This is a genomic window from Euzebya tangerina, from assembly GCF_003074135.1.
Classification (GTDB): Bacteria; Actinomycetota; Nitriliruptoria; order Euzebyales; family Euzebyaceae; genus Euzebya; species Euzebya tangerina.
This window is the reverse complement of the sequence record NZ_PPDK01000002.1, coordinates 468,842-483,463: the sequence shown is the minus strand read 5'-3', so window position 1 is coordinate 483,463 and position 14,622 is coordinate 468,842. Positions and strand designations below refer to the sequence as shown.

Annotated in this window: 16 protein-coding genes; 8 read left to right on the top strand and 8 right to left on the bottom strand. The window is 68.5% G+C overall.

All coding sequences use genetic code 11. The features are described 5' to 3' along the window. Positions 1-4: 4 nt before the first annotated feature. The 5 genes from C1746_RS18020 to sodN form a co-directional block, all read right to left on the bottom strand. A complete protein-coding gene (locus C1746_RS18020) occupies positions 5-850 on the bottom strand; it encodes a MaoC/PaaZ C-terminal domain-containing protein (protein ID WP_116716134.1) in 846 nt (281 codons plus the stop codon). 63 nt (positions 851-913) lie between these two features. After that, the gene (locus C1746_RS18015) at positions 914-2,455 is read right to left on the bottom strand and encodes a DUF4153 domain-containing protein (RefSeq protein WP_116716133.1); all 1,542 of its coding nucleotides are present in this window, start codon (positions 2,453-2,455) and stop codon (positions 914-916) included. A gap of 241 nt (positions 2,456-2,696) precedes the next feature. After that, complete coding sequence (locus C1746_RS18010; RefSeq protein WP_462686286.1) at positions 2,697-3,800, bottom strand: HAMP domain-containing sensor histidine kinase; 1,104 nt, start codon at positions 3,798-3,800, stop codon at positions 2,697-2,699. Next, complete coding sequence (locus C1746_RS18005; RefSeq protein WP_116716131.1) at positions 3,682-4,389, bottom strand: response regulator transcription factor; 708 nt, start codon at positions 4,387-4,389, stop codon at positions 3,682-3,684. Before C1746_RS18005 ends, C1746_RS18010 begins: the two co-directional genes overlap by 119 nt. Before the next feature lie 173 nt (positions 4,390-4,562). Further along, positions 4,563-4,973, bottom strand: a complete 411-nt coding sequence (gene sodN / locus C1746_RS18000; RefSeq protein WP_116716130.1) for a superoxide dismutase, Ni — start codon at positions 4,971-4,973, stop codon at positions 4,563-4,565. 11 nt (positions 4,974-4,984) lie between these two features. On the opposite strand from sodN, the gene C1746_RS17995 reads away from it, so the two are divergent. Continuing rightward, a complete protein-coding gene (locus tag C1746_RS17995) occupies positions 4,985-5,404 on the top strand; it encodes a S26 family signal peptidase (protein WP_205711974.1) in 420 nt (139 codons plus the stop codon). A 4-nt stretch (positions 5,405-5,408) separates the two neighbouring features. On the opposite strand, the gene hemB is transcribed toward C1746_RS17995, so the two are convergent. After that, positions 5,409-6,392: a porphobilinogen synthase gene (gene hemB, locus C1746_RS17990; protein ID WP_116716129.1), complete on the bottom strand. Its 984-nt coding sequence runs from the start codon at positions 6,390-6,392 to the stop codon at positions 5,409-5,411. Positions 6,393-6,475: 83 nt separating this feature from the next. Between hemB and C1746_RS17985 the strand changes: the two genes are divergently transcribed. The 3 genes from C1746_RS17985 to C1746_RS17975 are packed head-to-tail and all read left to right on the top strand — an operon-like array spanning position 6,476 to position 8,971. Next, on the top strand, positions 6,476-7,558 hold the full coding sequence (locus C1746_RS17985; protein WP_116716128.1) for an S-(hydroxymethyl)mycothiol dehydrogenase: 1,083 nt from the start codon (positions 6,476-6,478) through the stop codon (positions 7,556-7,558). Between the two features lie 2 nt (positions 7,559-7,560). Continuing rightward, the gene (locus C1746_RS17980; RefSeq protein WP_116716127.1) at positions 7,561-8,196 is read left to right on the top strand and encodes an MBL fold metallo-hydrolase; all 636 of its coding nucleotides are present in this window, start codon (positions 7,561-7,563) and stop codon (positions 8,194-8,196) included. Positions 8,197-8,242: 46 nt separating this feature from the next. Next, the gene (locus C1746_RS17975; protein WP_116716126.1) at positions 8,243-8,971 is read left to right on the top strand and encodes a copper resistance CopC family protein; all 729 of its coding nucleotides are present in this window, start codon (positions 8,243-8,245) and stop codon (positions 8,969-8,971) included. Here C1746_RS17975 and lgt read toward each other — a convergent pair. Next, complete coding sequence (gene lgt, locus C1746_RS17970; RefSeq protein WP_116716125.1) at positions 8,858-9,826, bottom strand: prolipoprotein diacylglyceryl transferase; 969 nt, start codon at positions 9,824-9,826, stop codon at positions 8,858-8,860. The genes C1746_RS17975 and lgt overlap by 114 nt on opposite strands. Positions 9,827-9,933: 107 nt before the next feature. On the opposite strand from lgt, the gene C1746_RS17965 reads away from it, so the two are divergent. Together C1746_RS17965 and C1746_RS17960 are read left to right on the top strand one after the other, a co-directional pair. Then, the gene (locus C1746_RS17965; RefSeq protein ID WP_162867911.1) at positions 9,934-10,713 is read left to right on the top strand and encodes an SCO family protein; all 780 of its coding nucleotides are present in this window, start codon (positions 9,934-9,936) and stop codon (positions 10,711-10,713) included. Continuing rightward, a complete protein-coding gene (locus C1746_RS17960; protein ID WP_116716123.1) occupies positions 10,710-11,246 on the top strand; it encodes a copper chaperone PCu(A)C in 537 nt (178 codons plus the stop codon). The genes C1746_RS17965 and C1746_RS17960 overlap by 4 nt, the downstream gene beginning before the upstream one ends. Positions 11,247-11,282: 36 nt before the next feature. Here the strand turns inward: C1746_RS17960 and leuA are convergent, their stop codons facing one another. Next, positions 11,283-13,022: a 2-isopropylmalate synthase gene (gene leuA / locus C1746_RS17955; protein ID WP_116716122.1), complete on the bottom strand. Its 1,740-nt coding sequence runs from the start codon at positions 13,020-13,022 to the stop codon at positions 11,283-11,285. A gap of 287 nt (positions 13,023-13,309) precedes the next feature. On the opposite strand from leuA, the gene C1746_RS17950 reads away from it, so the two are divergent. Beyond that, the gene (locus tag C1746_RS17950) at positions 13,310-13,873 is read left to right on the top strand and encodes a disulfide bond formation protein B (RefSeq protein ID WP_116716229.1); all 564 of its coding nucleotides are present in this window, start codon (positions 13,310-13,312) and stop codon (positions 13,871-13,873) included. Continuing rightward, entirely contained in the window at positions 13,870-14,610 is a 741-nt protein-coding gene (locus C1746_RS17945; RefSeq protein ID WP_116716121.1) for a TlpA family protein disulfide reductase, read from the top strand. The genes C1746_RS17950 and C1746_RS17945 overlap by 4 nt, the downstream gene beginning before the upstream one ends. Positions 14,611-14,622: the final 12 nt, after the last annotated feature.

Genomic DNA, 14,622 nt, shown 5'->3' with positions numbered 1-14,622 from the left:
GCAGTCAGGTCAGCGTGAGCTTGGCCTGCTTCAGCACCGTCGAGCCGTTGACCGCTGACTCCACGATGACCTCGTCTCCCTCCCGCCACAGGCTGTGGACCAGCGTGTCGCCCGGCATGACGACGCCGGAGAACCGGGCGCTGAAGCTGCGCACGGCTGACCCGTCACCGTCGAGCACGGTGTCGACGGCCGCCTTCCCCGCCGACCCGAACGTGCACATGCCGTGCAGGATCGGTCGGTCGAAGCCGCCGACGGCCGCGAACTCGGGGTCCACGTGGAGCGGGTTGTAATCACCTGACAGCCGATACAGCAGTGCCTGCTGCTCCAAGGTGGGCGCGTGGACGACGGCGTCGGCGTCACGCTTCGGGGCCCGGACCCGCTCAGGCCGAGGGCCACCGTCACCGCCGAAGTCGCCCTCCCCCTTGATGAAGGCCGACATCGTGTTGGTGATCAGCACCTCGCCGTCGACCTCGGTCGTGATCTCGAACACCGCCATGGCGCCGGACCGCTTGTCGTAGACCGCGCTCGGCTGGCAGCGGGACACCGCCGTGGCGGAGGTGGGGAGGGACCCGTGCAGCTGCAGGGTGTGGTCGGCGTGGACGAGCATCCGCAGGTCGATGTCGAAGCCCGGCAGCTGGTCGAACCGGTCGATCGGCATGAAGCCCGGGATGGTCCCGAACGTCGGCAGCACCACCAGGTCCTCCTCGTACACGTACCGCAACTCCCGAGGGTCCGTGGCCGGAACACCGGCCCCGATCCCGAGGTGGTACAGCATGACGTCGCGCTGTGTCCACGACGAGTCCCACTCGATGGGCGGAGCGGCCAGCAGGGTCTCGATGTCGATCGGCATGCGACTGGTCTACCAGTCGACACCCCCCGTGGGCACCGCCCCTCGCCGTGGGACGGCAACGGTTCACTCGCAGAGCCGGGCCAGCGCCTGCGTTGCAGATGCGCGGCCGTGGTTCCAGTCAGCGATGCTGGTGTCATCCGGGCGGTCGGGTTCACACAGCCGAGCGACGGCATCGGCTCGAGTCGTGGCGTCAAGACCCGGCTGGGCCAGTGCGTCGACCACCAGCGGCACCGCATCATCGGACAGCCCCGCCAGGTACCGCAGGTCGACGTCGTGTCCTCCAGCGATGCCCCGCTCGATGTTGGTTCGAGCGATCAGCGCATCCGGTGACAGTCCGGCGACGACGAGGCTGGTGGCCACGACCAGGATGACCATGGCGGGCAGCAGCCACGGTCGCTCAGCGTCGTGACGCATCGTTCTGAGCCCGACCAGGACGAAGCACCCGCCGATCAGGACGGCACCGATCATGGCCCAGAGGCGCAACTCGCTGAGTCCGAATGCCTCGGCGTAGAGCTGGAGGCGCCGGACGGCGGAGGCGACGACGAGCAGGACGCCCACCGTGACGGCCACCGTGACGGCGCGCACACTGCGGGCCAAGGTGCCGGCAGCGGTGTACCGCACCGAGCCGAGCACGGCCGTCAGCACGAGAAGCGTGATACAGGCGACGGCGAGGAGTTGGAAGAAGCCCTCGCGGGCGTACTCGGCATAGCTGACACCTGCCTCCGCGAGGATGGCCTGTGCCCCGCCGGTGGCCGCGTACACCTGGGAGCCGACGAAGAGGGCGAAGACGCCGGTGAGGGGCACCAGGACCGTGAGGCACTCGGTGATCCCCAACCACCGCGGGACCTCTGCATCGTCCAGGCACGCACTGGCGGTCGCCCGGACCATGGCCGCAGCACCCCAGGCCGCCAGCAGGGTCACGATGACCCGTTGGGTGGCGGTGTCCAGCAGGTTGTCCGGCAGGTCGACGGTCAGCAGTCCCGCGAAGACCTGGTCGGCGCTCAGCAGCGAGGTGATCAGCCACAGCAGCGGCACAGCCAACAGCAGACCGCGGACGATCGCCCGTGTCCGGGCGCGTCTCAGCCGACCAGACTCTCCTGGCCGTCCAGGCTGACGGGCGCCCAACCGACGGAGGACCGGTTGCAGATAGCGGGGGCCGACCATGACGTTGTAGAGGAGCTCCAGACCGCGCAGCATCGCGCGCATCGGACCGGTGGCCCAGACCGACGGACCGTGGGCACTGGTTGCGACCAGGCTGAGCGCGCCGCCGTAGGCGGTGAGCAGGAACAGGATGGTGGGTGGACTGGTTCGCAGCGGCACGAACACGGCGGTCGCCGCCGCCCCGGCGAGCAGCACCGTGTCGGCGGTGGACCGGGCCGGCAGCGACCTGGCGACCACGACCACGAGGCCGAGGAGCAGGACAGCGACGCCGAGACCCGTCAGCCTGGTCGGACCCAGGACGAGCGCGACGGCGGCCAGCGTCGCCACCGCCATCAGGTCGGACCGCGTGGGCGGTCGCAGACGCCGGAACAGCACATCGGGCGTGCTGCTGCCGGGGTCCGGTCGTCCCGGCGGCGTGGCGGCGTCGGTGGTGGTGCTGGACATCGTGGTGCCTCCTTCTCTTACTTCTCTCGGGGTGAATGTGTCTCGTGGGGTCAGGTGCTGGGATCTGGTCGCCCGCGAACGGCGCGAGAACGATGGAGCGCACCGATCGACCACTGACGGGCGCTCGGCCGTGGCCTCGTCCGGTCAATTAGTGCGGAACGCGTTCCCCTCAGGCGGCTGGCCTGGGGAGATGACGGAGGGTCAGGTGAGCGACCCCGCCGTGGTGGTCAATCTGTGCGGATCAGGGAGGCGCCGTCGGGAGGTCCATGACCATCCGGCAGCCCGGAGCGGTCGGGTCGTGCGCGATCCGGCCACCGTGGAGGTCCACGATCCAGCGGCAGATGGCCAGGCCGAGGCCGGCACCTCCGCTGCTCCCGCGGGCCCGGTCCGCCCGGTAGAAGCGCTCGAAGACCCGTTCGGAGTCCTCGCTCGAGATCCCAGGACCGTCGTCATGGACGACGACCTGACCGCTGTCGGCCACCACGACGCGGACCACACCACCCGCTGGTGTGTGCCGGAGCGCGTTGCTGATCAGGTTCGCGACGACCTGCCGCAGGCGCACCGGGTCGCCAGGGACCACGACGGCGTTCGCGGCAGCCGTCACCTCGACGGTGAGGGTCACCTGCTGGTGCTCGGCGAGGGCGGTCAGGTCGCCGACGACGGATCGGGCAACGGCCGACAGGTCCACCGGCCCGGATGCCAGGCCCGCGGCGCCCGACTCGAGCCGGGACAGATCCAGCAGCTGCTCGACCAGCGCACTCATCCGATTGACCTGGTCGAGCAGACCCTCCACGGCGACCTCGTCGGTTGGTGTCACCCCGTCCACCAGATTCTCGAGGGTGGCTCGCATGCCGGCCAACGGGGTCCGCAGCTCGTGTGAGGCGTTGGCCACCAGATCCCGTCTCAGCCGGTCGGTGGTGGCCAGCTCCTGGGCCATGGCGTTGAAGGCGTCAGCCAACTGCCCGACCTCGTCAGTCGCGTCGGTGGCGACGACGTGGTCGTACTCGCCGCGACGCATCCTCGTTGCGGCGTGGGCCATGTCCCGCAGCGGCCGGGTCATGCCGCGGGCGAGGACCTGGACGAAGAGCAAGGCGATGGCCACGGAGATGACCGGGCGGACCCAGACGGGCCAGCCGAGCCGGAAGCCGAACGTCGACACCGTTGCGCTGACCACCACTGCGACGACGATCAGGATCCCGAGCTTGAGCTTGATCGATGGGATGCGGTCAAGGGGACGCAACGCCACGCCCTCCTCCGGCGTCCGCCGGCGCCTGCGCGGCGTACCCGACCCCACGAACGGTGCGGACCACCTCGTCGCCCAGCTTGGCTCGGATGGCGCGGACATGGCTGTCGACGGTGCGCTCGGCCGCCTCATCGCTGTAGCCCCATAGGGAACGAACGATGGTCGGCCGATCCTTCACGACCCCGACCTCGGCGGCCAGGACAGCAAAGAGGTCGAACTCGGTGGCGGTGAGGTGCACCCGCGCTCCCGACCGCGTCACGATTCGTCGGGCGACGTCCATCGTCACCTCACCGACGACCAGGTTCCCGCTGGCACCGTCGTCCTTGTCCCGCTGGACCCGGCGAAGCAGCGCACGGATGCGGGCCACGAGCTCACGCGGTGAGAACGGCTTGGTCAGGTAGTCGTCAGCTCCGACGCCAAGCCCCACGATCATGTCGACCTCATCGGCCTTGGCCGTCAGCATGATCACCGGAACAGCTCGGTCGGCCTGGACACGACGGCACACCTCCAGGCCGTCAAGGCCGGGCAGCATCAGATCGAGGACGATCAGCGCCGGCGAGATCTCCGCGGCCTGCTGCACCGCCTGGTTCCCGTCGCCCACGACGGTGGCCTGGAACCCCTCCGACCGCAACCGATCGGCAACGGCCTGCGCGATGATCGCGTCGTCCTCCACCACGAGAATGTGCTGCATGGCGTCAGACAGTACGACGGGGCCAGTGCAGATCCGCCCGACCGCCGCGTGAAGATTACGTGCAGAACGCCCCACCACCAACTGGTGATGGGGCGCTCAGGGTTCGTCAGGGGTTGGCTCGTCGTCTGCTGGCGATACCGCCCAGGGGGCTGGCCGCCCCCGTAGACCCCGCTCTAGCTCTTCGTCTGCTGGAAGATGTCGTCGATCTCGGCGATGAGATCGAGCAGCTTCTGGCCGTCGGCGGGGTCGACGCTCTTCTTGGCGTCACCTGCTGCCTTGATGGCGCGCCAGAAGAGGTCGTGCAGTTGCGGGAACTGCTCGACGTGCGGCGGCTTGAAGTAGTCCGTCCACAACACCGAGAGGTGGTGCTTGACCAGCTCGGCCCGCTCCTCCTTGATGGTGATGGCGCGCTGGCGGAAGACCTCGTCGTCCGAGTCCTGGTACTTCTCAGCGGACTTCAGGACCGACTCCGCCTCGATGCGGGCCTGGGCCGGGTCGTACACGCCACACATCAGGTCACAGTGGGCGTACGCGCTCTCAGGGGCACGGAAGCGATCGGTCAGTTCGAGTACTCGACGAAGCATTGCGTCTCCTTATGGCTCAAGACTTGGTGATGCTGGCTGCCGGTACCGTTCCCGACGTGCGCGGTCCTAACCATCACAGGCGCCTCCGGTCGGGGCTGCGAGGTGCGCTCTGGCACCGCCCCCGGCGGGTGGCGGTCGAGGGGCTCAGCATGCTGCCCACGCTGCACCCGGGCGATCACCTGCTGGTGGTGCCGCTCCCTCCCCGGACCGGGAGCCTGGTCGCGGTCCGCGATCCTCGCGAGGAATCACGGATCATGATCAAGCGGGCCGGCGTGGTCCGCGCCGACCGCAGCGTGGAGGTCGTGGGCGACAACCCGGACCACAGCACGGACAGCCGCACGTTCGGGGCCGTTCCGCCGCACCTGGTCCTCGGACGTCCCGTCTACCGCTACACGCCGCCGCAGAGGGCCGGTTGGCTGTGGCGGGCGTAGGTCGTCACGCCAGCCAGGCCGCGACATCGGCCGCGAAGTAGCTGAGGATGATGTCCGCCCCGGCACGCTTGATGCCGGTCACGCTCTCGAGCACCACGGCTTCCTCCTCCAACCACCCGGCCGCGCTCGCGGCCTTCAGCATCAGGTACTCCCCGGACACCTGGTAGGCAGCCACCGGCAGGACCGATGCCGCCGCAACCCGTGCCAGCACGTCGAGGTACGGCCCGGCCGGCTTCACCATGACGACGTCTGCCCCCTCCGAGACGTCCAGTGCCAGCTCACGCAGGGCCTCCCGGCTGTTGCCGGGGTCCATCTGGTAGCCCGTCTTGTCACCGTCCTTGGGGGCGCTGTCCAACGCGCCGCGAAACGGTCCGTAGAACGCGGAGGCGTACTTGGCCGTGTAGGCCATGATCGCCGTGGTCGTGTGCCCGTCCCCATCGAGCGCCGACCGGATCGCCCCGACCCGTCCGTCCATCATGTCCGACGGCGCGATGATGTCCGCCCCCGCCTCGGCGTGACACAGGGCCTGGCGGACGAGCATCTCGACGGTGACGTCGTTGGCAACCCGGCCGTCAGGGCCGACGATCCCGTCCTGCCCGTCGCTCGAGTAGGGATCGAGCGCAACATCGGTCACCACCAGCAACTCCGGGTGCGCGTCCTTGATCGCCGCGATGGCCCGCGGAACCAGCCCGTCCGGGTTGGCGCACTCCACGCCGTCGGCGGTCTTCAGCGAGTCCTCGATCTTGGGGAACAGCACCACACCGCGGATGCCCAACTCGGCGACTCGTCCGGCCTCGGCCACCAGACCGGGAACGCTCCAGCGGGTGACACCAGGCATGGACTGAAGTGGTGTGTCCTCCGCATCTTCGTGCACGAAGACGGGCATGAGGAAGTCGTCCGGCGTCAGCGTCGTCTCGCGGACCAGGCGTCGCATGGCCTCGCTGTGGCGGTTGCGACGCGGGCGGCTGGTCAGGTCGAGCTGAGGCATCGGTCTCGACGGTACCCGGCCGCGGGCGGCCGTCGTCTACGCTCCGCAAGGGCACCACCGCACCCAAGAGTCAGGAGCCACACGTGCACACCGTCCAAGGAGTCATCGCCCGATCGGCTGGTGAACCCGTCACGCTGGAGACGATCCTGGTCCCGGACCCTGGGGCCGGTGAGGCACTGGTCCAGGTCCAGGCCTGCGGCGTCTGCCACACCGACCTGCACTACCGTGAGGGGGGCATCAACGACGAGTTCCCGTTCCTGCTGGGACACGAAGCGGCGGGCGTCGTCGAGGCGGTTGGCGAGGGGGTGACCGACGTGGCCGCCGGCGACTTCGTCGTCCTCAACTGGCGCGCGGTCTGCCAGCAGTGCCGCGCCTGCAAGCGGGGCGACACCTACCTCTGCTTCGACACCCACAACGCCGAGCAGCCGATGACGCTGGAGGACGGAACGGAACTGTCACCGGCATTGGGCATCGGCGCCTTCGCGGAGAAGACGCTGGTCGCGGCCGGGCAGTGCACCAAGGTCGACCCGGCGGCCGACCCCGCCGCGGCCGGGCTGCTGGGCTGTGGGGTGATGGCCGGGTTCGGTGCCGCAGTCAACACCGGCGGCATCACCCGCGGCCAGTCCATCGCGGTCATCGGCTGCGGCGGGGTCGGCGACGGGGCCATCGCGGGAGCGGCGCTGGTCGGCGCCTCACCCATCATCGCAGTGGACACCGACTCGCGGAAGCTCGAGTGGGCCACGGAGATGGGCGCGACCCACACCGTCGATGCCTCCCAGGCCGACACCGTCGAGGCGATCAAGGCGTTGACCGGTGGGTTCGGCGCGGACGTGGTGGTCGAGGCGGTCGGCAACCCGGCCACCTACGAGCAGGCGTTCAAGGCTCGGGACCTGGCCGGAACCGTGGTGCTGGTGGGCGTCCCCACCCCGGACATGACCCTCGAGATGCCACTGATCGACTTCTTCAGCCATGGTGGGGCGCTCAAGAGTTCCTGGTACGGCGACTGCCTGCCCGAGCGGGACTTCCCGATGCTGGTCGACCTGTACCTGCAGGGCCGGTTCCCCCTCGAGAAGTTCGTCTCCGAGCGGATCGGCATCGACGGCGTGGAGGGCGCGTTCGCCAAGATGCACGACGGTGACGTCCTGCGCTCCGTGGTGGTCCTGTAGGGATGGCCGGCGACCTCCGCATCGATCACACGATCACGTCCGGATACTTCAACCTGGACGGCGAGACCTTCGACGTCGACAACAACGTCTGGGTCGTCGGGGACGACGACGAGTGTGTGGTCATCGACGCCCCACACGACGTCGAGGCGATCCTCGAGCTGGTCGGAGACCGCACGCTCACGGCGGTGGTGTGCACCCATGCCCACGACGATCACGTGAAGGTCGCTCCGCAACTCGCGGATCAGACCGGGGCCACGATCATGCTCCACCCGGACGACCGGGTCGTGTGGGAGCTCACCCATCCGTGGCGCGAGGCCAACGCCGAGCTGTCCGACGGACAGACCATCCGGGTCGGCGATGGCCACCTTCGGGTGATCCACACCCCCGGCCACGCCCCGGGAGCGGTGTGCCTCTACCTCGACACGCAGGGGGTGCTGTTCAGCGGGGACACGCTGTTCAACGGTGGTCCGGGGGCGACGGGCCGCTCCTTCTCCGACTTCGACACGATCCTCGAATCGATCCGCGAGAAGCTCTTCGAACTGCCGGACGACACGCGGGTGCTGACCGGGCACGGGGACGAGACGACCATCGGCGCGGAGCGGCCGGCCTACGACGAGTGGGTTGCTCGCGGACACTGACCGGTCGCACGCCTCGACCCGGGTCCCACCCCCGTACTGTGGGGCCATGACGCACCCAGCCCGCCGCCTGCTCGCCTGGCTGACCCTGTCCCTGTCGCTGGCTGTGCTCGTCGTCCTGCCGACGCCGGCCGGGGCGCACACCGAACTCGAGTCATCGGTGCCGGAGGATGGTGCTGCCGTTGCCGATCCACCGTCAGAACTGGTCTTGACCTTCACAACCGCCGTGGCCGACGCCGAGGCCGCCCAGGTGAGCGTGACCGATCCCGCGGGTGATGACCTGGTGGCCGCCGACCCGGTGATCTCCGAGGACCTGACCCGCGTCACGGTGCCACTCAATCAGGCCGTCCTTCCCGGCGATCACACGGTGGAGTGGGCGGTCGTGGCCGAGGACGACCACCTGATCTCAGGCACCCTCACCTTCACCTTGGCACCACCGGAGGAGGTGCTGACGCCACTGCCGCCGACCGACGGCCCGGTTGTGGAGCCGGCACAGGAGGCGACGGAACCGGTCACCGAAGAGCCGGCGGACGCGGTGTCCCCACCGGAACCGACGCCGCAACCCGAGACGACCGCTGGCGACGAGCCCGAACCGACCCCGAGGGACGACGCGTCAGCCCAACCGACCGAACTCGCCACCGACCTCACGGCCAGCGACGAGGGCTCACCGCTCGTCGGAATCGTCCTCGGTGGGCTCGCTCTGCTCGGCGTCGCCGCTGTCCTCGTGCTCCGTGTCCGGAACAGCGGACCCCTCGGTGACGGAGACCAGGACAGCTGAGGCCTCGGACGGCTCGGCGCCCTCGTCGGCTGCCGCCTTCGCGGTGGGCTTGCGGCGACGCAGACCGACGTCGGAGACCTGACCCTTGCTGTTCCACCAGCGCAGCATCAGGACGCCGCCGGCGATGAAGACCAGGGAGAACAAGCCGTTGCGCGACAGGCCCAGCAGCCGGAACTCGGTGTCGGTCCGAATCAATTCCAGGGCGAAGCGGATCACGCCGTACCCGATCGCGTAGACCATGATCAGGGAGCCGCGCTTCAGCCTGCCGGTCTTCTCCACCCGCAGGATGACCGCCATCAGGATCAGGTTTGCGATCGATTCGTACAGGAACGTCGGGTGGAACGTGGTCAGCGGCGCCTCGCCACGGATGGGGTCCTCGATGACGACGCCCCACGGCAGGTCCGTCGGCGTTCCGTAGAGCTCCTGGTTGAAGTAGTTGCCCCACCGACCGATGGCCTGGGCCAGGGGAAGAGCCGGTGCCAACCCGTCCATGAACGCCGGGAAGTTGCCACCCCAGCGTCGCAGCAGCACGTAGAGGGCGATGAGGCCGAACGTCAGCCCGCCGTAGAGCGCCAGCCCGCCCTCCCAGATCTGGAACACGGCCAGCGGGTCGTCGATGAACCGGCCGATCCGAGCGCTGACGTACGCCGACCGTGAGCCGATGAAGGCGATGACCACAGCCCAGACGGTCACGCGGTCGGCCAGTTCGCCACTGCCGCCGTATGACTCGTACCGCTTGCGGGTCCACGTCGCCGCCACCAGCACCGCAACGGCGATCAGGACGCCGTAGATGCGAACCTCGGTGAATCCGAGATCGAAGCCCTGGATCGGTGGCACGGGTATCTGGGCGAACATGGCGACCACCGTAACCGTGCGCCCGTGAGATGGGTGAGGTGGAGGGGGCCGGGCAAGAAGTTGTGTGCGATGTGAACTCTGGCGCCGTGTCCGGCGACACTTGGGGCATGAAACCGACGTCTCGTGGCTTGACCCTGCTCGCTGCGCTCGTGCTGGCCCTGACAGCGGCCTGCGGCAGCGACTCGGGCGATGACGCAGCTGGCGACTCGACTCCTCCCGCCACACCGGTCACCGAAGCGCTCACGGCAACCGTGGACGAGGAGACCCTGGCCGATCACAGCGGCCACGAGACGAACTCGACGGCCGCCAGCCAGATCGCCGGCCGGCAGTTGCAGCAGAACCTGATCCCCGACCCCGACGCCAGCGGGTGGCAGGGTGCGGTGCTGCCCGAGCCCGTTCCCAAGCCCGACTTCACGTTGACCGACACCGACGGCGACGCGTTCGACTTCCGCGCCGACACCGCGGACGCCGACGTCACCTTCTTGTACTTCGGCTACACCACCTGCCCGGACATCTGCCCGCTGCACATGGCGTCGATCGCCACGGCCCTGCGGTCGGCCCCCGCAGACGTGGCCGATGAGGTCGAGGTGGTCTTCGTCAGCGTCGACCCCTCCAATGATGAACCACTGCTGCGGCAGTACCTGGACAGCTTCGATCCGTCCTTCACCGGATTGATCGGCTCGGCGGAGGAGGTCAACCGGATCATGGCGGACATCGGCCTGATCCCCAGCGCCATCGCCGACTCCAGCGGCTACCCACCGAGCCACCCCGTCAACATCATCGCCTTCACCGGTGATGAGTCACGGCTGGCCTACCCGACCAGTGTCCCCGGCAGCCTGATCGCCGAGGATCTGACGCAGATCGCAACCGAAGGACCCCCCGCATGAGAACCCGCATGACCGCCGCCGTCCTCCTCAGCCTGGCCCTCCTCGTCAGCGCCTGTGGAGGAGACGCCGACGGCGACGTCGCACTCGGTGAGGCGTTCAGCTTCACCCCCGCCATCGACACCACGGCCGCCTACTTCGACATCACCAACAACTCCGAGGACGACGACGTCCTGCTCTCGGCCGACGCGGACGGGTTCGAGGACGTGCAGTTGCACGACACCGTCGTCGCGGACGGGTCAGCATCCATGGTCGAGCAGGAGGACGGCATCCCGATCCCGGCCGGCGAGACCGTCACGTTGGAACCGGGCGGCCTCCACGTCATGCTGATCGGTGCGGAGAACGACCTCGCCGCAGGTGATGAGGTCACGATCAGCTTGGAGTTCGAGAACGCGGGTGCCGTCGAACTGACCTCAACCGTCCGTGACCGCACCGAGGAGGACCCGCAGCCCATGGAGATGGACATGGAGGGCGAGATGGACATGGAGGAAGGGTCGATGGACGGAGAGTCCATGGATGAGGACGGCGAGGGGTAAGCCCGGCAGCTCGATCCGGCGGACAGGCGCCGGCCGTCAGTCCGACGAGCGCCGTTGCGACCGGTTGACCGCGCTGATGATGGCCTTCAGCGAAGCACGGACGATGTTGGGGTCGACGCCGACGCCCCACATGATGTCGTCGCCGAACTGGCACTCGACGTAGGCGGCCGCGCTGGCGTCACCACCGGCGCTGAGCGCGTGTTCGGTGTAGTCCAGGACACGCAGGTCGACGCCCCGGCCCTGGAGGGCGGTGACGAAGGCGTTGATGGGCCCGTTGCCCTCGCCCTCGACCAGGATCTTCTCGCCGTCCTCGAACAGGTGGACCGCCAGTTTGTCGCCCGCATCACTGGAGCTCTCCTGGGTGTAGCCGTTGACGCGATAGCGGCCCCATGACCCCTCCTCACCCGGGTCGGTGGGCAGGTACTCGTCGGTGAAGATCTGCATCATGGTCGCGGGCGTCACCTCACCCCCGTGGGCGTCGGTGTGAGCCTGGATGACGCCGCTGAACTCGATCTGCAGGCGGCGGGGCAGGTCGAAGGAGTACTCGTTGCGCATCACGTAGGCGACGCCGCCCTTGCCGGACTGGCTGTTGACCCGGATGACCGCTTCGTAGGTCCGGCCGACGTCCTTCGGATCGATCGGCAGGTACGGCACCGCCCACGTGGCATCGGCCACGGACACACCGTCCGCCGCGGCGTCGATGTCCATGTGCTCGAACCCCTTCTTGATGGCGTCCTGGTGACTGCCGCTGAACGCGGTGTAGACCAGGTCGCCGCCGTAGGGGTGGCGTTCGTGCACGCCCAGTTGATTGCAGTACTCGACGGTCCGGCGGATCTCGTCGATGTCGCTGAAGTCGATCTGAGGGTCGATCCCCTGGCTGAAGAGGTTGAGGCCGAGGGTGACCAGGCACACGTTGCCGGTGCGCTCCCCGTTGCCGAACAGGCACCCCTCGATCCGGTCTGCGCCGGCCAGGTAGCCGAGCTCCGCCGCGGCGACGGCTGTCCCGCGATCGTTGTGCGGGTGCAGGCTCAGGATGACGGAGTCCCGCTGGGCCAGGTTGGCGTTCATCCACTCGATCGAGTCGGCGTAGACGTTCGGCGTCGCCATCTCCACGGTTGCCGGCAGGTTGATGATCATCTTGTGATCCTGCGAGGGCTCCATGACCGCCAGCACAGCGTTGGAGATCCGGGCGGCGAACTCGAGTTCGGTGCCGGTGTAGGACTCGGGGCTGTACTCGAAGGAGATGTCGGCGTCGCTCCGCTCGGCCAGCTTCTTCACGAGCCGCGCACCGTTCAGGGCGATGTCGGTGATGCCGTCCATGTCGGTGCCGAACACCACACGACGCTGGAGCGTCGAGGTGGAGTTGTAGAAGTGCACGATCGCGCGGTCGGCACCCTCGATGGCGTCGAAGGTCCGCTCGATCAACTCGTCGCGGCACTGCGTCAGGACCTGGATCGTCACGTCGTCCGGGATGGCGTCGTCGGCGATCAGGTCGCGGACGAAGTCGAAGTCGGTCTGGCTGGCGGCGGGGAACCCGACCTCGATCTCCTTGTAGCCCATGCGGACGAGCAGGTCGAACATGCGACGCTTGCGCTCGGGACTCATGGGGTCGATCAGCGCCTGGTTGCCGTCCCGGAGGTCGACAGCGCACCACCGGGGTGCGGTCTCGATCCGCTTCGAGGGCCAGGTGCGATCTGGCACATCGACGGTGATCTGGTCGTGGAAGGGGACATACCGGCCGATCGGCATGCCCGACGGCTGCTGGGTGTTCTTCATGGCTGCTCTCCTACTGGCGCTCGCGGTGGTCGTGCTGCGGTGGTCCTGCTGGGCCCCGGACACCGACTGGTGTGTGTTGATTCGGGGTGGTGTGCGACCGGCGCGCCTGGATGCTCCGCGGGCGAGTGACCGGTCTTAGGAGGTCTCGCCGCGGCGACCAAGGAGAAGGAGGCTGCGCATCTACCCGGTCACGATAGCACTCCATGGCCTGAACTTTGCCAACTATTGTCGCTGGAGCGGGTCTTCAGCTCTGACGTCGGTCGGTCGATCACTCAGACTGGATGATGATGACGCTGTTCCTCACCCAGGTCTTCGCGCTGCTCGCCGTGGCGGTCCTCGTCGGCCTGGGTGCAACGCTTGCCTCGCCGAGGTTTCGTGCCGCGGTCCAGCCGCATGCCGTTGGTGCGGCCGCCGCCATCACCGGCACGGCAACCGCTGGCAGCCTCTACCTCTCCGAGGTTGCTGGCTACGTGCCCTGCGAGCTGTGCTGGGCTCAACGGATCTTCATGTACCCCGTGGCGGTGATCTTGCTGGTGGGGCTCCTGGCCCGTCGACCAGCGACGGAGGCCTTCCGCTACGCCGCCCCGCTCGCCGGGCTCGGCCTGGCTACCAGCATCTGGCACGTCATCATCCAACGCCTCCCGGTGTCCCAGGGGTCCTGTGACCCCGACAACCCCTGCTCGGCGATCATCATCGAGCGGTTCGGCTTCCTGACCATCCCCACCATGGCCGGCATTGCCTTCCTGGCGGTGCTGGTGCTCTGGGGCATCACCCGCGGAACGGGCGGCGTCACTCCGACGACCCCTGAACACGACACCCGAGACCTGACAAGCGAGAGCATCCCATCATGAGCAGCGACCTGAAGAACAGCGACGTCGACCCCACTGACGGGGACAACTCCAAGCGCGCCAGACAGAAAGCTCGTCGAGCTGAGCGGCTGGCCGCCGAGCAGGCAGAAGCGGCGAAGCGGGGCACCAAGCAGACCCTCCTGAAGGTGCTCGGTGTCATCGGCGCCATCGCCCTGGTCGGCGTCCTCGGCTTCGTCCTGGTCCAGGGCAGCGACCCCACGCTCGGCATCGAGACGGCCACCGTCGACGGCGACGCTGCAGCGCTCCCCCAGGTCAGCGCGCAGGGCGCGGCTGATGCGGCCGTCGGATCACCGGCGCCCGTCGTCGAGGGCTTCGACGCGGACGGCACCCCGGTCACCATCGGCGAGCCCGGTCAGGCCCAGGCCGTGGTGTTCCTGGCGCACTGGTGCCCCCACTGCCAGGAAGAGGTGCCGCTGATCACCCAGTGGGCAGCGGACGGCGTGATCCCGGATGACGTCCAACTGGTGGGCGTGTCGACCCTGCAGGACCCGGCCCGGTCGAACTGGCCACCGGATGAGTGGCTGGCCGGCGAGGACTTCCCCGGGCCCGTGATCTACGACGGCGACGAGACCACCGCAGAGAGCTGGGGCCTGTCCGGTACACCGATGTGGGCCTTCACCAACGCGGACGGTCAGATCGTCGCGCGCTACTCCGGCCAGATCGACCAAGCCACCTTCGAGCAGGGCCTGGCGCTGGCCAGCGACGCAGCGCCGGCCTAGTCAAACGGCCTG